The sequence below is a fragment of the Rufibacter aurantiacus genome (genome assembly GCF_017916345.1).
GTDB classification, from domain to species: domain Bacteria; phylum Bacteroidota; class Bacteroidia; order Cytophagales; family Hymenobacteraceae; genus Nibribacter; species Nibribacter roseolus.
On the sequence record NZ_JAFMSV010000004.1, the window covers coordinates 870,275 to 891,112 of the forward strand.

20 protein-coding genes are annotated in these 20,838 nt (G+C 51.4%); 8 read left to right on the forward strand and 12 right to left on the reverse strand.

Translation table 11 applies throughout. The features are described from left to right. Positions 1–207: 207 nt before the first annotated feature. The 4 genes from J3P34_RS18415 to J3P34_RS18430 are packed head-to-tail and all read right to left on the reverse strand — an operon-like array spanning position 208 to position 3,071. On the reverse strand, positions 208–1,032 hold the full coding sequence (locus J3P34_RS18415) for an energy transducer TonB (protein WP_210462992.1): 825 nt from the start codon (positions 1,030–1,032) through the stop codon (positions 208–210). Beyond that, positions 1,032–1,571, reverse strand: coding sequence for an ExbD/TolR family protein (locus J3P34_RS18420; RefSeq protein WP_210462993.1), 540 nt, complete (start codon positions 1,569–1,571; stop codon positions 1,032–1,034). Before J3P34_RS18420 ends, J3P34_RS18415 begins: the two co-directional genes overlap by 1 nt. Before the next feature lie 15 nt (positions 1,572–1,586). Then, on the reverse strand, positions 1,587–2,192 hold the full coding sequence (locus J3P34_RS18425; protein ID WP_210462994.1) for an ExbD/TolR family protein: 606 nt from the start codon (positions 2,190–2,192) through the stop codon (positions 1,587–1,589). A gap of 27 nt (positions 2,193–2,219) precedes the next feature. Further along, positions 2,220–3,071, reverse strand: coding sequence for a MotA/TolQ/ExbB proton channel family protein (locus J3P34_RS18430; RefSeq protein ID WP_210462995.1), 852 nt, complete (start codon positions 3,069–3,071; stop codon positions 2,220–2,222). On the opposite strand from J3P34_RS18430, the gene J3P34_RS18435 reads away from it, so the two are divergent. After that, positions 2,995–3,180, forward strand: coding sequence for a hypothetical protein (locus J3P34_RS18435; protein ID WP_210464170.1), 186 nt, complete (start codon positions 2,995–2,997; stop codon positions 3,178–3,180). The genes J3P34_RS18430 and J3P34_RS18435 overlap by 77 nt on opposite strands. A gap of 142 nt (positions 3,181–3,322) precedes the next feature. Here J3P34_RS18435 and mazG read toward each other — a convergent pair whose 3' ends face one another. Further along, positions 3,323–4,144 carry a nucleoside triphosphate pyrophosphohydrolase gene (gene mazG, locus J3P34_RS18440; RefSeq protein WP_210490060.1) on the reverse strand — a complete coding sequence of 274 codons (822 nt, stop codon included), beginning with the start codon at positions 4,142–4,144 and terminating at the stop codon, positions 3,323–3,325. A gap of 688 nt (positions 4,145–4,832) precedes the next feature. Between mazG and glmM the strand changes: the two genes are divergently transcribed. From glmM to J3P34_RS18455, 3 genes are all read left to right on the forward strand, one after another. Then, complete coding sequence (gene glmM, locus J3P34_RS18445) at positions 4,833–6,224, forward strand: phosphoglucosamine mutase (protein WP_210490061.1); 1,392 nt, start codon at positions 4,833–4,835, stop codon at positions 6,222–6,224. Positions 6,225–6,319: 95 nt separating this feature from the next. Then, the gene (locus J3P34_RS18450) at positions 6,320–7,462 is read left to right on the forward strand and encodes a cysteine desulfurase family protein (RefSeq protein ID WP_210490062.1); all 1,143 of its coding nucleotides are present in this window, start codon (positions 6,320–6,322) and stop codon (positions 7,460–7,462) included. 154 nt (positions 7,463–7,616) lie between these two features. Then, on the forward strand, positions 7,617–8,579 hold the full coding sequence (locus tag J3P34_RS18455) for an L-threonylcarbamoyladenylate synthase (protein WP_210490063.1): 963 nt from the start codon (positions 7,617–7,619) through the stop codon (positions 8,577–8,579). A 216-nt stretch (positions 8,580–8,795) separates the two neighbouring features. Here J3P34_RS18455 and J3P34_RS18460 read toward each other — a convergent pair whose 3' ends face one another. The 4 genes from J3P34_RS18460 to J3P34_RS18475 all read right to left on the reverse strand — a co-directional run bounded on the left by J3P34_RS18460 (position 8,796) and on the right by J3P34_RS18475 (position 13,919). Further along, positions 8,796–10,994: a S9 family peptidase gene (locus J3P34_RS18460; RefSeq protein WP_246853778.1), complete on the reverse strand. Its 2,199-nt coding sequence runs from the start codon at positions 10,992–10,994 to the stop codon at positions 8,796–8,798. Between the two features lie 161 nt (positions 10,995–11,155). Beyond that, positions 11,156–12,598 carry an aldehyde dehydrogenase gene (locus J3P34_RS18465; protein ID WP_210490064.1) on the reverse strand — a complete coding sequence of 481 codons (1,443 nt, stop codon included), beginning with the start codon at positions 12,596–12,598 and terminating at the stop codon, positions 11,156–11,158. A gap of 61 nt (positions 12,599–12,659) precedes the next feature. After that, positions 12,660–13,103, reverse strand: coding sequence for a hypothetical protein (locus J3P34_RS18470; protein WP_210490065.1), 444 nt, complete (start codon positions 13,101–13,103; stop codon positions 12,660–12,662). A 27-nt stretch (positions 13,104–13,130) separates the two neighbouring features. Then, positions 13,131–13,919, reverse strand: a complete 789-nt coding sequence (locus J3P34_RS18475) for an SDR family oxidoreductase (protein WP_210490066.1) — start codon at positions 13,917–13,919, stop codon at positions 13,131–13,133. 166 nt (positions 13,920–14,085) lie between these two features. Between J3P34_RS18475 and J3P34_RS18480 the strand changes: the two genes are divergently transcribed. Next, the gene (locus J3P34_RS18480; protein ID WP_210490067.1) at positions 14,086–14,613 is read left to right on the forward strand and encodes a 3-hydroxyanthranilate 3,4-dioxygenase; all 528 of its coding nucleotides are present in this window, start codon (positions 14,086–14,088) and stop codon (positions 14,611–14,613) included. Positions 14,614–14,708: 95 nt separating this feature from the next. Further along, complete coding sequence (locus J3P34_RS18485) at positions 14,709–15,350, forward strand: hypothetical protein (RefSeq protein WP_210490068.1); 642 nt, start codon at positions 14,709–14,711, stop codon at positions 15,348–15,350. A gap of 137 nt (positions 15,351–15,487) precedes the next feature. Here J3P34_RS18485 and J3P34_RS18490 read toward each other — a convergent pair whose 3' ends face one another. From J3P34_RS18490 to J3P34_RS18500, 3 genes are all read right to left on the reverse strand, one after another. Continuing rightward, positions 15,488–16,207, reverse strand: coding sequence for a YebC/PmpR family DNA-binding transcriptional regulator (locus J3P34_RS18490; protein WP_210463005.1), 720 nt, complete (start codon positions 16,205–16,207; stop codon positions 15,488–15,490). Between the two features lie 65 nt (positions 16,208–16,272). Continuing rightward, positions 16,273–17,133, reverse strand: a complete 861-nt coding sequence (locus tag J3P34_RS18495) for an SDR family oxidoreductase (protein ID WP_210490069.1) — start codon at positions 17,131–17,133, stop codon at positions 16,273–16,275. Positions 17,134–17,392: 259 nt separating this feature from the next. Continuing rightward, a complete protein-coding gene (locus J3P34_RS18500; RefSeq protein ID WP_345890381.1) occupies positions 17,393–17,698 on the reverse strand; it encodes a RidA family protein in 306 nt (101 codons plus the stop codon). Between the two features lie 294 nt (positions 17,699–17,992). Here J3P34_RS18500 and J3P34_RS18505 point away from each other — a divergent pair, with 294 nt between their 5' ends. Together J3P34_RS18505 and kynU are read left to right on the forward strand one after the other, a co-directional pair. After that, complete coding sequence (locus J3P34_RS18505) at positions 17,993–19,048, forward strand: amidohydrolase family protein (protein ID WP_210490070.1); 1,056 nt, start codon at positions 17,993–17,995, stop codon at positions 19,046–19,048. Between the two features lie 85 nt (positions 19,049–19,133). Then, a complete protein-coding gene (gene kynU / locus J3P34_RS18510) occupies positions 19,134–20,405 on the forward strand; it encodes a kynureninase (RefSeq protein WP_210490071.1) in 1,272 nt (423 codons plus the stop codon). The last annotated feature ends 433 nt before the right edge of the window (positions 20,406–20,838 follow it).

Consider the following 20,838-nt stretch of genomic DNA (forward strand, 5'->3'; position numbering starts at 1 on the left):
CACATATTTCATGATGCCTCCGTAGGCGCTTCCCCGGTCTTCTTGCTGGGGTCTTCTGGAATAATTCATGTTGCTGCTTTTGGGCTTATTTCAAGTATAATACGTGATTTCGGGCATGTTGGTAAAAAAGAACTCCGAAGACAAAACCATTCTTTTAAGAAGGTCTGTCTCCGGAGTTTTTTGTAAAGTACCAGTGAAGGTATTTGGTTACTTGATCACGATGCGGTAAGGAACTGTATATTTTACAGATACTTTACGGCCGTTCTGCTCCCCTGGGCTCCACTTAGGCATACCCTTGATAACACGTACGGCTTCTTCATCCAGACCATAACCAAGGCCTTTTAGAACTTCAATGTTGGTGATTTCCCCGGTTGGGCCTACTACGAAAGAGAGTACCACGTTACCTTCTGCACCAGCACGCTGAGCGGCTGATGGGATGCGGAATTTCTCACCCATGTATTTCATCATGGCTGCCATCCCGCCTGGGAACTCAGGCATTTTCTCTACCGCAATGTAAACCTTGTCTTCAAAGACTTCCTGTACCGGACCAGTTGGGCCTGTGCCGTTCTCAATCCCTTCAAGGGTTGGCGGCGCAGTTGGGTCACCTTTCACGGTTTCAGTACCGGCGTCTGTCTTTTGAAGTTCCTTTACATCCGGAATCTCCTCTTTCTGTACTTCTTCGTCTTTCTTCACTACCGGAGGAGTGAATTTAACGGTTGAACGTACGGGTGGTGGGGGTGGTGGGGCATCTGGTGGTGGTGGCGGTGGTGGCACTACCTTCTCAACGGAAGGCGGCGCAGCCAAGTCCACTACTTTTACTACCGGTGCCTTAGTCACTGCATCCTCATCTTTGAACATTGACTGAATCAAAGGAATACTCAAAAAGAGTACGAACAGGATAATGGCAATGACAATTGCCCGGTTTACGTGCTTCGTGTAAAGCTTACGAAGCATGTACGCACCATACTCTTTGTTACGGCCTTCAAAGACCATATCATCAAGAGAGGCGGTTGCTAAACGTTGATTATCCATTATTGCGCTCCTCCTCCTTTTTCTGCGTTTCTAAGCAAAGTGGCATCTGCGTTGTCCAATTCCACTACGGCGTACTTCTGGGTGTTGGTGATACTCATCTCATCCAAGATATCCACAAGGTTCTTGTAAGAAGAGGTCTCATCAGCTTTAATTAGCACTACCAGATTAGGATTGGCGCGGGTTGCATCCAGAACTACTTGTCTGATACCTTTACCAGACCAGTTGCTCTCCTCCACTTGCGGGATGATGTTCATGTTTGGCTGGTGAAGACCGCGGTAATAGAAGATTCTATTATCGCCGCCAAGGAGAACGGTAAAGGCGTTAGACGCTTTCAATTCATTCTGCTCTTGTCTGTCTTTGGGTTTCACCGGCATGTTGATCTCCATGATCTGCGGCTTGGCCAGGGTAGTGGTCATTACGAAGAATGTGAGCAACAGGAAGCCTAGGTCTACCATTGGGGTCATGTCCACTTTGGTAGAGCCTTTCTTGGCCCGTTTCTTACCGCCTTCGTCGCCGCCTTGCTGTTGTATTTCTGCCATGTCGTTTCCCTTTCGTTATTTGATAACAGGTTTAACTTCCATATCTGTTACAAGGTTGAAACGGTTCACGTTCTTCTCCTGCAAGATCTCAATCACACGACCAGCAACTGGGTAACCTGCTTTTTGGTCTCCTTTGATGGCTACAATAGACTGGGGATTAGAATAACGGGCCAATTGAACCCAGTCACCTAACTCATTTCTGGTAGAATCAATAGGAATACCTGGTTGGTTCACCTTTTTCTGATCTTCGGGTTTCAGAGCCAAATAAGATTTAAGCTGAGAAATGGGAACTCCAAATGAAGACAGAGAAGCAAAAACCTCTTTCTCTGGTTGGGTGAAGCCTACTCCGTATTTCTCACTTATTTTATCTATCAGTCTCAGTTTAGTGTTTTTGTCGTCTACTCCAAAGAAAACCCGCTCATCGTTACCAATACTGATGGTGATCACGTTGGCGTCCGGGGCTTTGATTTCTGTTGTCGCAGAAGGCGTATCCACTACCAGCGCTTCCTCTGGTGCGAACTTCGAAATAAGCATGAAGAACGTTACCAGAAGGAATGCCAAGTCCACCATGGGCGTCATGTCCAGGGATGGAGAGGTTCTATGTACTTTTACTTTAGGCATTTTTTCCTTCTAAGCGAGAAGTTCTAATTAGATTCTGTTGTTTTCAGTGTGCTGCGCAGCATACGTCTGGATAATGCTGTAAGAAGCCTCATCAATGCTGTAAGTCAACTCATCAATTTTGCTGGTGAAGAAGTTGTAAGCAACGATGGCGATAGCAGAACCAGTGATACCAAGGGCTGTGTTGATCAAAGCCTCAGAGATACCGTTTGCCAGCTGGGTAGCGTCTGGTGCACCACTTGCAGTTGCAAGAGCCGCGAACGCTTTAATCATACCCAATACCGTTCCAATAAGACCTACCAGGGTAGAGATAGAGGCGATGGTAGAGATGATTACCAGGTTTTTCTCCAGGATTGGCAACTCAAGAGCGGTAGCTTCTTCAATTTCCTTCTGGATAGCCAGGATACGCTGATCTTTGGTCATACCGTGCTCGTTGTGCATTTCCTGGTATTTCAGCAAGCCGGCTTTCACCACGTTTCCTACTGAACCTTTCTGTTGGTCACAGATAGCGATAGCGCCATTGATATCGTTGGCGTTCATTTTCTGACGCACGCTTCTCACGAAAGACTCCAGGCCTTTACCGCCTTTTGCTTTGTTGATTGTTAAGAAACGCTCAATTGAGAAAGTGATTACCAGAATGTTGATCGCAATCAGGATTGGCACAATGAATCCACCTTTGTACACCTGGCCCAGCATGTTGCCTGGAAGTGGGTGATTGGCGTTGTCGCCGCCTTCAAAGTTAGCTCCGTTACCAAGGATAAACAGATAAATACAAACAGCAGCAATGATGGCTACCGGAATTACGATGCTTGCGAACATTGAGCCTGCTTTGCCTTCTTGTTTTGCTGGTTTTGCAGTTGCAGGTGCACTCTTTTTTTCCATTGTTTCTAAAAATTTAGGTTTAGTTGTTTGTGTTACTGTGTTAGTTGTTGATAATGAATTGGTTGTTAAAAAGTTTAATGCTCTTTATACGTTAATAATTCCCTTTTAACTGCTAAATCAGCGAGAGAGTTACTTCTGTTTGGGAGCAACCTAAATACAAGCCTAGGGATTTAAACGCAATTTATCAAATAATACCGGAAAATTTATTGCAAAAGTACAATCTATTTAAGGTATTCTTAAGTATTTGGTTTCTATCCCGGGTTGGCTTTTTGTTTTGCTTCGTTCCAATATACATCCATTTCGGCCAGCGTCATCTCACTTAGTTTTTTCCCTTGCGTAGCGGCCGCTTTCTCAAGGTACTGGAACCGGTGAATGAACTTCTGGTTGGTTTTGGCCAGGGCTTCTTCTGGGTTAAGGTCCAGGAAACGGGCAAAGTTGATCAGGGAAAAAAAGACGTCACCCAGTTCATCGGTGGCTTTGGCCTTGTCTTCTTCGCTGAGTTGCGGTTTGTCAAACTCAGCCTTGAACTCAGCCATTTCTTCCTCTACCTTCTCCCAAACTTTGGAAGGTTCATCCCAATCAAATCCAACACCGCGGGCCTTCTCCTGGATGCGCATGGCTTTCACCATGGACGGAAGCGAGGAAGGAACGCCCGACAAAACAGATTTATTGCCTTCTTTCAGTTTTAAACTCTCCCAGTTCTTCTTTACCTCTTCCTCTGTATCTGCCTTGGTGTCACCGTAGATATGGGGGTGCCGGAAAACCAATTTGTCGCATTGGGCGTTGAGCACCGCCGCGATGTCAAAGGCCCCTTGTTCAGAAGCGATCTTCGCATAGAAAACCAGGTGCAGCAGTACGTCGCCTAACTCTTTCTTGATTTCCGGGAGGTCCTGGGTGAGAATGGCCTCAGAGAGCTCGTAGGTTTCCTCAATGGTGAGGTGCCGCAGGCTTTCCATGGTTTGTTTCCTGTCCCAGGGGCATTTTTCACGTAAATCATCTAAAATATCCAGCAGACGGTTAAAAGCATCTAACTGGGCTTGGCGGGGGTAAGCGGGTACTACCGGGGTTTCCATTTAACAAAGATAAACGTATTGTTAACAATTCATGAGCTATGCGAGATTTCTTAATGAAACAATAACACAACAAACCATAAACTTTACCGGTGAGGGTGAATCAACCGAACTTGTTTTGGGGCTAAAATCAGGATTTCGGCCTTGAAACAGGTTACGTTCTCTCCAAGACCTGGTCCCGGGCAAGAACGATTTATTTACTACCATGATGCATGTTTCATAAGGATTCCATAACCGGGGAAGAAAAAAAGTAAAGTTTTTTCTTCGGGCGTTGCTCACAGGCGTTTAAAGCCGCCAACTGCCATAAAAAGTGGGTGTATTTGAGAGAACGCCTAAAACCGAGTTAGGTTTTTGGAATTTGCACTAAAACGCTGTTTGCCCTAAAAAGATATCTGCTTGCCTAAAAAGAGGCAGTCTTGGTTGCTGTTTGTCTTATAATTCTGAAAAAGTAGGCTCAAAACGCATGAACCTTAAGAGAAAAACCTTTTTTGGATTTAGGTTGAACAGGCGGCTATTTACCTCTATTGTCTACTAATGAGAACTTTGGTAGAAGGTTTTGCTTGTCGCAAATTTCTTCCTGCCAAGCCAGATGCAAGCGCCACCCCGGAAGCCGAGCCTGGACCTTTGTTACCTTTCCTTGCGTTGAATCATTTCTATTTTACTACTTTTGCGTGTTCAAAATTTGGAATCAGTGGCACTTATAAAATCAATTTCAGGAATAAGAGGAACAATTGGAGGTCAGGTAGGAGACGCCCTTACACCGGTTGATGTAGTGAAATTTGCGGCGGCTTTTGGTACCTGGGTACTGCAGACCACCAACAATGATACAATAATAATTGGGCGTGACGCCCGCCTTTCTGGCGAAATGGTGAACCGCTTGGTGGCCGCTACGCTGCAGGGATTAGGCATTAACGTCATTGATCTGGGCTTGTCTACCACCCCAACAGTGGAGATGGCAGTGCCTGCCAAGAATGCCGGCGGCGGAATCATTCTTACTGCCAGCCATAACCCAAAGCAATGGAACGCCCTCAAACTCCTGAACCAACAAGGTGAGTTCATTAACGATGCCGAAGGTAAGTTGGTGTTGGAATTGGCCGAGCAGGAAGCGTTTGAGTTTGCCGAGGTAACCAAGCTAGGCGCATACTCCCAGGACGACCAATTCCTGCAGGAGCATATCAAAACCATTCTTGATTTGCCGCTGGTAGATGTAGAGGCGATCAGAGCTAAAAACTTCAGCGTGGTGGTAGATGCCGTGAACTCCAGCGGAGGATTTGCCGTGCCTATGCTGTTAGAGGCTTTAGGGGTGCAGCAGATTGAGAAACTGCACTGCGAGCCCACCGGGCACTTTGCCCATAACCCAGAGCCGCTCCCGGAGAACCTGGGCGAGATTGCCCGTCTCATGGAGAAAGGCAAGTTTGATCTGGGTATTGTGGTTGATCCAGACGTTGACCGTTTAGCCTTGGTGAACGAAGACGGCAGCATGTTTGGCGAGGAATATACCCTGGTAGCCGTTTCTGATTACGTTCTGCAAAACCAGGTAGGAAACACTGTCTCCAATTTGTCTTCTACCCGCGCCCTGCGCGATGTCACTGAGAAAGCCGGAGGCCAGTACTTTGCCGCAGCCGTAGGCGAGGTGAATGTGGTGAACATGATGAAAGCCCAGAACGCCATCATCGGGGGCGAAGGCAACGGAGGCATCATCTACCCAGAACTGCACTACGGCCGCGATGCCTTAGTAGGGATTGCCTTGTTTTTAAGTCATTTGGCTAAAACTGGCCTTACTATGACCCAACTGCGTGCCACATACCCTAACTATTACATCTCTAAAAACAAGATAGAACTTACCAAAGACATTGATGTAGACGCGGTGCTAGGCAAAGTGCAGAAGCATTACGCCAAGCAACCCATCAACACCATTGACGGCGTTAAGATTGAGTTCAACAAAGAGTGGGTGCACCTGCGTAAATCTAACACCGAGCCTATCATCCGGATTTACGCCGAGTCTGACAGCCTCTCCACCGCTGACCATCTGGCCAATAAAATCATTGGCGATATCAAAGAGATTATCTCTGTTAAATCGTAGTTGAATATAAATACATAGCTTTTATTTTTTCTAAGAAGGCTTCCTATGAACCGGACCTGTTTCACCTGTTGTTGTTGTAAAAAGTAATTCTCCTCATGCGTGTATATTTAGATAATGCGGCCACCACGCCCATAGACAAAGAAGTTTTTGATGTAATGGCTCCCTTCATGCTGGAGCACTACGGAAATCCATCGTCCATACACGCACACGGGAGACAGGTGCGGGCCGCCATTGAAGGCGCCCGAAAGACAGTAGCCGGCTTGATCAACGCGTCGCCGTCTGAGATTTTCTTTACCTCCGGTGGTACCGAGGCCGATAATCTGGCCATTATCTGCTCCATCCGCAGCCTGGGAATCAAGCACGCCATCTCTTCTCCGCTGGAGCACCACGCGGTGCTGCACTCGCTGGAGGCGCTGGAGAAAACCGGTGAGGTGGAGTTGACCATGCTGAAGGTAGACGGAAACGGTGTGCTGGACTTGGAGCATCTGGAGCAGACGCTGGCTTCACAGCCCCGCACGTTGGTGTCCATCATGCACGCCAACAATGAACTGGGTAACCTCAACGACATCCAGGCCATTGCCCACATCTGCAAGAAGTATGACGCCATCTTCCACTCAGACACGGTGCAGACCATGGGCCATTACCGCCACGATGTGCAGGCCTTGGGCTTGAATTTTCTGGTGGGCTCGGGCCATAAATTCCACGGACCAAAAGGCGTGGGCTTTATCTATGTCGATTCATCGGTGAAGATCAACCCATTGATCCAGGGCGGATCGCAGGAGCGGAACATGCGCGGCGGCACCGAGAACGTGTACGGCATCATTGGGCTGGCGAAAGCGTTGGAGATCGCGTACCGCGACATGGACCAGCACCACCAGCACATCCAGAATCTCAAAGACCGCATGATCTCCAAACTGCGCGAGCAGATTGAAGACGTGCAGTTCAACGGTCTTTCCGCGGAAGCCGATAATAGCCTGTACACGGTCCTGAACGTGAGTCTGCCTGTATCTGAGATGAACGAGATGCTGCTCTTCAACCTGGACATCAACAAGATCTCGGCCTCGGGCGGAAGCGCCTGCACCAGCGGGGTCGATCTGGGTTCGCACGTGCTGCGAGCCATTGGGTCAGACATGGAGCGCGGCAACGTACGCTTCTCGTTCAGCAAGTACAACACCATAGAAGAGATTGACTACGCCGTAGCTACCTTGGCCAAACTGTACCAGAAAGAAACGGTGTAAGTTAGAAGTCTATATATTATCAAAAACAGAAAGCCCTGCCCACAAAGCAGGGCTTTCTGTTTTAAGGGCATTTTCCTTAATACAAACTTAAAACAGATTTCCCGGCTGTAAATGAGAGAACATCGTAGTAGCTTTGCAGGATTATTAAAGTACTATGGCAGACATCGGCACTGATTTACAGCGTGCAGTATCCTTTCTTACGCAAGGCGACTTGGTGGCTATTCCCACCGAAACGGTTTACGGGTTGGCGGCAAACGCCTATGACGAGAAGGCGGTGGTGAAGATTTTTGAGGCCAAGAACCGTCCGGCTTTTGATCCGCTCATCGTGCACACCCACGCGGTGTCCCTGGTCAGCGGGATTGTGCGGGAGGTGCCGGATGCAGCCTACAAACTGGCCGAGCGCTTTTGGCCCGGGCCGCTCACCCTTATTCTGCCCAAAGCCGAGCACGTGCCGCTGTTGGTGACCTCGGGCCATGACTCTGTGGGAGTGCGTATTCCCAACCATCCGCTCACGCTTGATCTGTTGCGTCAATTGCCTTTCCCGGTGGCGGCACCTAGTGCCAACCCGTTTGGGTACGTGAGCCCTACCACCGCCCAGCACGTGCAGGACCAGTTAGGAGACCGTATTCCGTATATTCTGGATGGTGGCGCCTGCCCGGTAGGGATTGAATCTACCATCATCCGATTGAACGGCGATGAGGTGGAGGTGCTGCGTTTAGGCGGCCTGGCACTGGAAGAACTGCAGGAGGTGGTGCAAATCTCGAAGGTACAGGTGAAAACCTCTTCTTCTAACCCGGCCGCACCCGGTATGCTCAGCAGCCACTACTCGCCTCGCAAGAAGGTGCTTTTAGGCAATATTTCTGAAAACCTGCAGAAAACGGATCCCGCGCGCGTTGGGGTGATTTCCTTGCAGGGTATTTTCTCCGAAGTTCCACGTGAACAGCAAATTCAACTATCCGCCTCCGGTGATCTAAGCGAAGCCGCCCGTAGCCTTTTCTCCGCCCTCCGCACCATGGACGCCCAGCCCGTCGACCTGATCTTGGCAGAGCCCTTGCCCGAGGAAGGCCTGGGCCGCGCCATCAATGACCGTCTGCAGCGGGCTAGTTTCAGAGGATAGAAGCGAGGTGTGTATAGAGGCTGTTTATTAGAAATCAGCCTCTATACAGTTAATGTGTTTTACCATATTCCAAGGCTGGCTCGCGCCAGCGTGTCTACGGGCTCCTGTTTATGAGCCATTTTCTTAAAAGGAAGCTTGAAACAGTTCTGTCAAGTGTAAAACAAAAACGCCAGCCCTCTAAAAGGCTGGCGTTTTCTATTCTAAAGTAAGTTCAGACTATAAATTTCGTAGCACGAACTCAGTCATTTTGGTGAACAGGTGGATGCTGGTATTGCCGCCGCTGATGCCGTGGTTCCGGTTAGGGTAGTAGGCGCTCTCAAACGGGATGTTGGCTTTCACCAGGGCATTTACCATTTCAATGGAGTTCTGGAAATGCACGTTGTCATCGCCGGTGCCGTGGATGAGCAGGTACTTGCCGCGCAGCTTGTTGGCATGGGTGATGGGGGAGTTGTCGTCGTAGCCTTGGGCGTTGTCCTGCGGCAGTTTCAGGAAACGCTCGGTGTAAATGGAGTCATAGAAACGCCAGTTAATCACCGGCGCCACCGCGATGGCCGCTTTGAACACATCGGCGCCTTTGGTGATGGCCAGCGAGCTCATATAGCCTCCGAAGCTCCAGCCCCAGATGCCGATTCGGCTCTTGTCCACATACGGTAGGCTGCCCAAATGCTTCGCGCCTTCAATCTGGTCAATCACTTCATAGTGGCCCAGGTTGCCGTAGGTCATTTTCTTGAACTCCGCGCCGCGTCCGCCGGTACCCCGGTTATCAATCACCGCGATGATGTAGCCTTGTTTGGTGAGGTAGCTATGCCACAGGTAATTGCGGCCTCTCCAGCTGTCCACCACTTCCTGGCTGCCCGGACCGCTGTACTGGAACATGAGCACCGGGTACTTTTTGTTCGGGTCAAAATCAGCGGGTTTGATGGTGTAGCCGTTCAGGGTCACGTTCTCCGAGGTCTTGAACTGGAAGAACTCCGGCTTGGGCATGTTGTAAGTAGCCAAGGTGTTCTTCAGGGCCTCGTTGCTCTCCAGCACCTTGATCTGCTTTCCGTCTGAGGTGTGCAGGCTTACCACTTGCGGCGTAGTGATGGTGGAGTAGTAGTCCAGGTAATATTTGAAATCGCGGCTCAGGTTGATGGTGTGCGTGCCTTTGGCCGGTGTGAGGCTCTTCTTGTTCTTGCCGTTCAGCGAGATGCTGTACAAATGACGCTCCAGTGGCGATGCCTCGGTGGAAGTGAAATACACCACGTTGTTCTTCTCGTCCACACCGTAGAAGCTGCTCACTTCCCACTTGCCTTTGGTGATTTGGCGCACTTGTTTGCCGTTCATGTCATACAGGTACAGGTGGTTGAACCCGTCTTTCTCCGAGCTGTGCACAAACTGCTTGCCGTTGGCCAAATACGTCAGGTCATCGGTGATGTCAATGTAGGCTTTGTCGGTTTCCTTCAGAACCACTTTGCTCTGGCCGGTCTGCGTGTTGGTGTGCAGGATCTCCAGGGTGTTCTGCAGGCGGTTCATTCTCCGGATAGACAACAGATTAGGCGTGTTGGTCCAGTTGATGCGTGGGATGTATTGGTCGGCCTCGTTGCCAGTTTCCATTTTGACCGTTTTTCCGGAGCCCAGGTCGAAGGTATAGATGGCCACGGTGGCGTTTTTCTCACCAGCCTTCGGGTACTTGAATTTGTAGTCCTGCGGATACAGCGGGCCCCACATCTGCATGTTGTATTCGGGCACCTGGCTCTCATCGAATTTGTAGAACGCGATCTGGTTTCCCTGCGGCGACCAGAAGAATGCCTGTGCAAACCCGAATTCCTCTTCGTACACCCAATCGGTGCCGCCGTTGATGATGAAGTTCCATTTGCCGTCATTGGTGATCTGGCGCTCCTGCATGGAAGCCAAGTCCACGTAGAACAGGTTGTTGTCGCGTACGAAGGCCACGTACTTGTTGTCTGGCGAGAAGGTGGCGTAAGACTGTTTGCCGCCCTGGCTCAGCTTCTGCAGTTTCTTGCTGGAGCGGTCATACACGTAGAAATGCCCTTTGCTGCTGCGGCGATAAATCGGCTCGTGCTCGGTCTCGAACAGGATCTTGGTTTCATCCGTGCTGAAGCTGTAGTCATCGTACTCCAGCGTCTTGCCGTTCACCTTGATGTCCTCACCTTCAATGATGGTACTCACCGGCTGACCCGTGGTCACGTCTACCTGCACCACATCCACGGCTTGGTTTTTCTGATCGGCTACTTGGCTGGAGTAGAACTGGCCGTTGCGCATCCAGTTCACGCCGTACACCGATTTGGCCTGGAAGGTGCCTTTTCTGAAAATGTCGTCTAAATCAAAATCACGTTTTTGTTGGGCCTGCGCGCTCATGGTCAGCACCAGGCAGGAAGCCGCCACAAACCAGCGGTTCATTCTATGTCTCATGGGGTTTGTTAGAAAGTTCGTAGCCTTAAAAGTAGGCATTTATTGGGAATGAGCGATTGAGAGATTGACTGAATGAGAGAATTAGAAGATTAAATCCTTCCACTTTTGTATTCACTCCATCACTAATTATTCATTCACTCTCTCAATCATTCAATCTCTCATTAAATTTTGATGCACACGTTCTGCGCCTCGGTGAAGAACCGCAGCGCTTCCCAGCCGCCTTCCCGGCCCACGCCGCTTTGCTTCATGCCGCCAAACGGGGTACGCAGATCCCGAAGCAGCCACGTGTTCACCCACACAATGCCGGATTGCAGGTGATGCGCCACCCTGTGAGCGCGGGTGAGGTCCTGCGTCCAGACGGAGGAGGCCAGGCCGTATTGCGTGTAGTTGGCGTAGGTGAGGGCCTCTTCCTCGGTGTCGAAAGGCAGGAGGGTGACCACCGGCCCGAAGATTTCCTCGGTGTTGGTGCGGCAGGTGTGGGGAAGGTTCTCAAAGACGGTGGGCTGCAGGAAATAGCCGTTCGCGCAGCGACCCTCCGGATGCACCCGTTCTCCGCCGAGTAGCAGGGTGCCGCCTTCTTCTTTAGCTAGGGCAATGTATTGCTGCACTTTCTGCAAATGCGACTCCGAAACTAGGGCCCCCATTCTGGAGCCTTCTTCCATGGGGTCACCCACGGTAAGGTTTTGGGTTCTTTCCAGAAAAGCGGCCTTGAAACGGTCATACAGCGGGCGCTCCACCAGTATGCGGGAGCCGCAGAGGCAGATCTGTCCCTGGTTGGAGAAGGCGGCCAGCACGGCGGTATTCACGGTGCGCTCAAAGTCGCAATCCGCGAAGATGACGGTAGCGTTCTTGCCACCCAGTTCCAGCGACAGTTTCTTGAACATCGGAGCCGCCGTGCGGGCGATGGTTTTGCCGGTTTGGGTGCCGCCGGTAAAGGAAATGGCCTTGACCTCGGGGTGTTCGCACATGGCTGCGCCTACCTTTGGTCCGGTGCCGTGCACGATGTTCAGCACGCCCGCTGGTAATCCGGCTTCTATGCAAAGTTCTGCCAGCAGGAAAGCGGTGTAAGGTGTGATCTCCGAGGGTTTAGCTACCACGCAGTTTCCGGCGGCCAGGGCCGGCGCGATCTTCCAGGTGAACAGGTAAAGCGGAAGGTTCCACGGGGAAATACAGGCCACCACACCCAGCGGTTTGCGCACGGTGTAGTTCACGGCTACGCCTTCCATGGTATGAGCCTCTGACGCAAAATGCTGTACGCCCGTCCCGAAGAAGTACATATTGCTGCTGGCCCTGGGAATGTCCACGGTTCTGGATAGGGAGAGCGGTTTGCCGTTGTCGGTGGTTTCGGCCTCGGCCAGGCGCTCCAGGTTCCGGTCTATCAGTTCGGAGAGCTTTATGAGAAAACGGCCCCGTTTCTCGGCAGGAAGCGAAGACCAGGCCGGGAATGCCGCCTGCGCCGCCTCTACCGCTGCTTGCACATCGTGGTCATCAGAATCCGGAATCTGGGAATACACCTCTCCCGTGGCCGGGTTGATGTTAGGCAGATACGCACCTGAAATTGGAGCCTCTAATTTTCCGTTGATGTAGTTTTGGAGGTGCAGCATGGGAGGCAGGTGGTTTGTTTTTAAAGCGCAGTGGTGAAAGGTAGGTCTCTGGAGGCCGAGGTTAGGTCATATAGTTGGTTACACTCCAAATGAGATACACCAGAATAGCCGAAAGGACCAAGCCTCCCAAGACGTTTATGGCCAGTAATTTCTGGTGCCAGTCTTTCAGAAGCCAAACCGCTCCGGCGAAGCACAAGCAGAACACTGAGATCAGGAACCCGCCCAACTCAAAGAAGAAGGGCAACGCCAAAGCGGGGATCACCAGGAAACCCAGCGCCAGGTAGATGCACAGCTTGAGGTTCTGGTTCCCGAGCAAGGGCTTAAGCAGCTCTGACATGGAGAGCAACAGAAACGGCAGAAACAGTAACGCCATGAAGAAGATAAGCAATACCGCCATTCCTCCCTCTTTTATTAGAAGGATGGTCAAAATGATGGAGGTAAGCGAAAACCCAACGGCCTGGTACAGGCTTAAGTAGAAGTTGAGTCTCTTTTGTTTCGCGGACATGGGGGGAGAAGTCTTCGTTTGTTTTGGTTACAGGTTGCCTAATCGTCCTCCGTCTACGGGCACGTTGATGCCGTTGATGTAACCTGCGGCAGGCGAGGCCAGAAACGCGGCGGCGGCGGCTACCTCGGCAGGCTCCGCGAACCGGTTAGCCGGAATGCCCGCCAGCATTTCCTTCTCGATCTCTTCTCTTCGGAGGCCGGTTTTCTGCATACGGGTTTCAATGAGCGAGTGATGGCGGGCAGTGAGCGTGGCCCCTGGAAGCACGTTGTTTACGGTAATGCCGAAGGACGCGAGCTCAAAGGAAAGCGTCTTCGCCCAATTGGCCACGGCTCCTCGTATTGTGTTGGAAACGCCCAAGCCTTTAATAGGCTGCTTCACCGAGGTGGAGATAATGTTGATGATTCTACCATACCCAGCCTCTTTCATGTACGGAGTTACCGCTTGTACCAGTACGTGGTTAGACAGCAGGTGCGCCGCAAAGGCATTCTCAAATTCTTCCAGCGACGCATCTAGAGCCGGCCCGCCCGCCGGGCCCCCGGTGTTGTTGACCAAGATATGCGTTTGGCCGATTTTTGCTAAATGAGCCTCTAAACGCTCCTGTACTTCCCGCGGACGGCTGAAATCTGCGACTACGTACTGGTGCTGCTGACCGGCCTCGGTGGAAAGTTCTTTGAGGGTTTCCTGCAGGCGTTCTTCGTTTCGGGCCACCAGCGTGACCGTGGCACCCATGAGCGCCAACTCCAACGCCACCGCTTTTCCGATGCCCTGCGTACTGCCGCAAACCACGGCGTGCTTGTGCTGTAAATTTAAATCCATAGAAGTAAATGTACAGATTATTATGGAGCAGCGGAACGGGTGTTTTAAGGCTGCTTTTTAGAAAACGGCTTCAAAGAGGCGTCTATCTTTTATGCGGCAGGTTTCGTACCTTGGAGCAGTCTGGGGCATGAACCTAAGACGCATTATTTACCCAAACGCTACTGCCATGGCCTTACAACCTGCCTTCAACTTCAAGAAATGGATAGAGGAACACCGCCACCTGCTTAAGCCGCCGGTGGGTAACCAACAGGTGTACAAAGACAACAAAGACTTTATTGTGATGGTGGTGGGCGGACCCAACTCGCGGAAAGATTACCACATCAACAACGGCGAGGAGTTCTTCTTCCAGCTGGAAGGCGACATCGTGCTCAAAGTCATTGACAACGGCGAGTTCAAAGACATCCACATCAACGAGGGCGATATCTTTCTGCTCCCGCCCAACGTGCCGCATTCTCCGCGCCGAGGCCCCAACACCGTAGGCCTGGTAATGGAACGCTACCGCAATGAAAGCGAGATGGACGGTTTCCAGTGGTACTGCGAGAACTGCAACACCAAACTTTACGAGGAGTTTATCCCGGTATCGGACATCGTGGGGCAGTTGCCCGTGGTGATGAACGCCTTCTGGGAATCTGAGGAGAAACGGACCTGCTCAAACTGCGGCGAGGTGTTGGCCAAACCGGCTCCGGTGCAGTAAGTGGTCAATAAAGTAATAGAGACTTCAACCCCTTTTGTCATCCTGAAAGGATCTTGTGAGCGAACTGTAGAGGCCTTAGTCTTAATTTATACCTTATGATGCTTCTTGGAAAAATTCAGGACGAAAAGTACATAAATGATATGTACGAGAATGAATATCTATATTTTAACAGTTTAAAATATTTCAGAAGTGATTCCAAGGATATAACTGGAAGATTAGATCCAAGAGAATTAAATACTAAGAACTTACAATTAAAAAATCTTCTAATTAAAAAAGGAGATGTAGCAATAGAACTTAGTGAGGCTTTGTCTAATTTCAGCGGCCAATATATGGAACACCCTGATGATTCTACGGTCAGTTGTTGTTCACTTTTTACAATTGACATTGATCTTAATGGTGTTTTATCAAATGTAAGTGACAAAGCTTTAGAGATGGGTAATAAAATGTTGCTCATTGTTGATTGCTTAGCCTTTTTTAAGATTCTTGATGAATCAATAGTAAAGTGTGGCTATGAATATAAAAGGAGGCCAGTAATATATTATGATCCCAAAACTTATAATGGAGATTTGACTTTACATCATAAAGATCTGGCTTTTAAGTTTCAAGAAGAATACAGGATTCTAATAGAGTCGAAAGAAAATCAACCGATAAAAATTCCTCTTCCTGGATTAAGGAACATAAGTGTAGTCATTGATTCAATGGCTGCTAAGACCCTAGAATTAAAGCAAAAACAATAATATCATTACATGGCTCTACTAGGATATTGCTAAATGAACTACCTGACAACACAAAGGCCCGCTTTCTCCAGAGAAAGCGGGCCTTTGTTATAACTGCTGTTTCAGCGCCGATTTTCAGAAATCAGCCTAAGAACAGGCTATTCTTCTTTCATGTTGTGGTACACGGCTTGTACGTCATCGTCCTCTTCCAGGCGGTCTATGAGTTTTTCCATGTCTTCCTGCTGTTCGGGGGAAAGTTCTTTGAGGACGGTAGGGTAGCGCTGCAACTCTGAAGTTTTCACGTGGATGCCACGCTCTTCCAGGGCTTTCTGCATGGCCCCGAAGTCTCCGAAAGAGGTTTGGATGATGATCTCGTTTTCCTCTTCGTCTTTGTCAATGCTCTCCAGGCCAAAGTCAATCAGATCCAATTCCAGTTCTTCCATGTCCAGGCCTTCAGCGTTCAAATGGAACACGCCTTTGCGTTCGAAGATGAAATCGAATTGGCCGGTGCGGCCCAGCTCACCGCCGGTGCGGTTGAAGTGCATGCGCACGTTGGCCACGGTGCGGTTCACGTTGTCGGTGGCGGTTTCTACCAGAACGGCCACGCCGTGCGGACCGTAGCCCTCATATACCACTTCTGAGTAATCGCTTTCTTCTTTGCCTTGGGCCCGTTTAATGGCGGCTTCCACGCGGTCTTTGGGCATGTTCACCCCTTTGGCGTTCTGGATGCACACCCGCAGACGAGCGTTGGTGTCTGGGTCGGGTCCGCCGGATTTCACGGCCATCACAATCTCTTTCCCTATGCGGGTGAACTGCTTGGACATCATGTCCCAGCGTTTCATCTTCCGGGCTTTCCGGAACTCAAATGCTCTTCCCATGCGGTTAGTCTAAAACAAAGTACAGACAAATATCGGGAAAAACGGCGGATAGCCCAAGCGGGTTGCTACACATGTTCGGCTAAATAATCTTCCAGCTTCAGCTTGCCTTTGATAGGGGCCACGCAGTCTCTTTTAGTGACTTCCACAAAGAAGGCCGCCTTCTCGTAGAGCGATCGGTTCACCAGCCGCACCATGGGCAGAAACGAGTTCACCACCCAGTACGGCACCTTAGGAATGGCCTTGTTTCCCTTCCCCACGGCCTTGCCCACCAGTTGCACCAGCTCCAGACGCGAATAGGTAACAGGACCTCCCAGTTCTATCACTTTCTCCGGCGAGGTGAGCGCCTGCACACAGGCCTCGGCCACTTCCTGCTCATGGATGGGGTTGGTGATGCGCTCGCCGTCGCCAATGGAGGCCAGGCGTCCCTTGCGGGCCATGGGCAGCAGATCCAGGAAAGCCGAGAAGAGCGCCGGCGGTTTAATGATGGTAGAGGCAATGCCGCTTTGCTGCAGCGCTTGGGTGAAGTCTTCGTGCGCCCTGAAGTAGGCTACGTGCGGGTGCTTCTCGCCGCTGAAGGCACCCACGTAGATGAATTTCTGCAATCGTCCGTGGGCCTGCGCCAGCTGCAGCACATTCAGGTTGCCTTGGAAATCCACCTCGTGGAAGGAGGTGCGGCTGCTGTCTGAGAGGCTTAGGCTCTTGCCCAGCGCCGAGATAATGAAATCCACGCCCTGCACCATCGCTGGCGAAAGGGTTTCAGGATCAGTGGGGTCGCAGATGATCACTTCGTCTACCGAGGGTTGCAGTTGCTCGGCCTTCAGGGGCGTGCGGGCGGTGGCGCGGACCTTGTATGGCTGCTGTTTCAGCACTTCCAGGATACTGGAACCTAGGCTTCCGGTGCTTCCTAAAACAAGGACTGTTTGCATAGACAGGGCGTGTAAAGAGGTGGGGGAATGTACTCTTGTCCTCTAAACTAGCTATCTTTTGAATTTATTGCAAAAGAAGCTAGTCCAAAAATGAATTTTGGCAACAAGCTTAGCAGTCTCTTGGCGATGGATGGTTCGCTAAATACCTAGGCCAAGCCATAGGTAAAGGATGGAAAAACTGCCTATAGTAAACCGTAAACCTGAGCGAAAAAACAAACCTGTTTCAGGGTTGATTTTTTGAAAATGGCTGGAAAATGCCTTAACCCACGTAGGCAGTTGCTTCGATTTCCACCAGCAGCGCCGGGTCAATAAGGGCTTTGACTTCCACCATGCTGGTGACCGGTCGGATGTCCTTGAAAAACTCGCCGTGCGCGCGGCCCACCTCTTCCCAACGGCTGATATCGGTCACAAACATGCGCGTGCGTACCACATCCTGGAGCGAGGCACCGGCTTCCTGCAAGACCCGTTTAATCTTCTGCAGAATGCAAACCGTTTGGGCGTACATATCATCAGGACAAATGACCTGCCCGTTCTCTACGGCGGTGGTGCCGGCGACTTCAATCAAGGGGCCCCCCGTACGGCCCGTGAGTAACCCACGCTGCTTTCCCAGGGCGCCCCTGAGGAGAATAATTGACGTGCCATGTGCGTATATAGTTAAGTGAAAGGATGCCGTAAGTTTATCTAACCTGCCGCACTTGTGCCAGTGAATGTTGCATTTGCCGGAAATAATTTGCGATGCGTTTGGGGCTTGTTTTGCCAAAAACAGGGTGAAAACAAAGCCTGCGTAACGGGAGCCGAGACTATGTGAAAGAGATTTCGTAAGTTGAGCAACAGTTCCTTTTTGTTTGTTCTGCCAGCCATGTCCTACCAGCCGCTTAAAATAGACATCCACACCCATATTCTGCCGGAGCGTTGGCCCGATCTGCGGGAGCGGTACGGCTATGGCGGTTTCATCAGGCTGGAGCACCACAAACCCTGCTGCGCCCGCATGATGCTGGATGACCGGTTCTTCCGCGAGATCCAGGAAAACAGCTGGGACCCTGCCGCCCGCATGCGCGAGTGCGACCAGCATGGCGTGCATGTGCAGGTTTTGAGCACCGTGCCCGTCATGTTCAGTTACTGGGCCAAGCCTGAGCACACCTGGGACCTCTCCAAAATCCTCAACGACCATATCGCCGGCGTAGTCGCCCGGTACCCGACGCGGTTTGTGGGTCTGGGTACCCTGCCCATGCAGGATACCGATCTGGCCATCAAAGAACTGGAGCGCTGCGTGAAAGAACTAGGGCTGGCCGGGGTGCAGATAGGCTCCAACGTAAACGACATTAACCTGGACGATGCCTCGCTGTTCCCCATTTTTGAAGCTGCCGCTGATCTGGGCGCCGCTATCTTCGTGCATCCCTGGGACATGATGGGCGAGAAGAAGATGCGTAAGTACTGGTTGCCCTGGCTCGTGAGCATGCCCGCCGAGACCTCCCGCGCCATCTGTTCGCTCATCTTCGGGGGCGTGCTGGAGCGGCTGCCTAACCTCAGGCTGGCCTTTGCGCACGGCGGAGGTTCTTTCCCGTTCACTTTAGGCCGCATTCAACATGGCTTTGACGTACGCCCCGATCTCTGCGCGGTGGACAACCCCGTAGCTCCGGAAAACTACGTGGGCAAGTTCTGGATAGACTCACTGGTGCACTGCCCCAATACTCTGGATTATGTGGTGAAGCAGTTCGGGCCGGAGAAAGTGGCTCTGGGCAGCGATTATCCTTTCCCGCTAGGCGAGCAGGAGCCAGGCAAACTCATTGAGTCCATGTCTTATTCCCAGGAGGTGAAAGAGCTGCTGCTGGGTGGCGCGGCCCTGCAATGGCTGGGTCTGGAGAAAGAGCGTTTTCTGGTGCAGAAGCTGGCCCAAAGCAAACAAACCCCCTGATTTTCTGTTGGTGTAGAAAGTATCCGCGATGGGGAGGTTTGCACCGGCTTCTTCTTAAATTTGTTCTTCAACGTATTCGCATTTCATGTCTTTTCAAAATACCCTTGCTTTTGCCCAATCGCTTGACCAGGCAGACCCGCTCAGATCGTACAGAGACCAGTTCCATATTCCAAAGTTCAATGGGGAAGACACCGTCTATCTCTGCGGCAACTCCTTGGGTTTGCAGCCCAAAGCCGCCCGGGCCGCCCTGGAGGAAGAAATGACCAAGTGGGCCGAGCTGGGCGTGGAAGGGCATTTTACCGGTGATACACCCTGGTTTACCTACCACGCGGCCTTAGCGGAGCCAACCGCCCGGCTGGTGGGCGCCTCTCCGCAGGAAGTGGTGGTCATGAACCAACTCACCGTGAACCTGCACCTCATGCTGGTGTCCTTCTATCGGCCGCAAGGCCAGCGCTACAAAATCCTCACTGAGGCCGGGGCTTTCCCCTCAGACCAGTATGCGCTGGAGAGCCAGGTGAAATTCCACGGGTTTAATCCAGATGAAGCCATTATTGAAGTTGCGCCCAGAGCTGGCGAGCATACCCTGCGCACCGAGGACATTCTGGCGGTCATCCGGGAGAAAGGCAGCGAGATAGCGCTGGTGATGATGGGCGGGGTGAACTACTACACCGGGCAGGTGTTTGACATGGCAGCCATCACCCGCGAGGCCCATGCTGCGGGTGCTATCTGCGGCTTTGACCTGGCGCACGCCGCCGGAAACGTGCCGCTGCAACTGCATGGCTGGAACGTGGACTTTGCCGTGTGGTGTACCTATAAATACCTGAACTCGGGCCCGGGCGGAACCTCAGGGGTGTTTGTGCACGAGCGCCACGCCAAGAACCCAGACCTGCCGCGGTTTGCCGGTTGGTGGGGCCATGACCAGAGCGTAAGATTCCAGATGAAGAAAGGCTTTATTCCCATGCCGGGCGCCGAGGGGTGGCAACTCTCCAACAGCCAGATTCTACCTATGGCCGTGCACAAAGCCTCCCTGGAGATGTTTGACCAGGCCGGCATGCAAAACCTGCGCGCCAAAAGCGAGAAGCTCACCGCTTACCTTGAATTCCTGATAGAGGAACTGCAGCAACCCAAAGAAGCCCTGGAGGTCATCACTCCCAAAGAGCCATCGGCGAGGGGTTGCCAGTTGTCATTGCTGGTGCACCAGAACGGCCGTGCGCTGTTTGAGACCTTGATGGCCAACGGCTTTATCCTGGACTGGCGCGAGCCCAACGTCATCCGGGTAGCGCCTACGCCGCTGTACAACACCTTTGAAGACGTGTTCCGGTTCGGGCAGTTTCTGGCGGCGCACTTCAGGAAATAGAGCTCTTTGCAATTAGCGGTCCTTTACCCACCCTACCGTTCTAAGGAGGGGCTTTCCCAATAGAATGTTTGGGAAAGTCTTAGCCTTTATTGTTACAGTTACGGTATTCCCTCCTGGGAGGGATGGGTTGATTTTCAACGGCGGGAAGAGATGACAATGGATTAAAGAGCCAACCAACCCGCATCTTCCACGTGCCTTTCCTCAGGCTGTTTGTTTTATAGGTAGTTGTCGCAAAACGGCCTCTAAACGTAAAAGCCCGGCGAAAGGCACTTTTCTTTTATGGATAGTTTCTGACATATAAGGACTTGGCGGAGCTGGCGGTCGCACGTTTTTTTGCGCTTTTTCAGAAAATAGGGTAGAAACATACGCTTCGATTCCGTATGAAGTAAGTATTTATACGAAGAGCAGGACCCAGCCTGCCAGAAACCGAAGC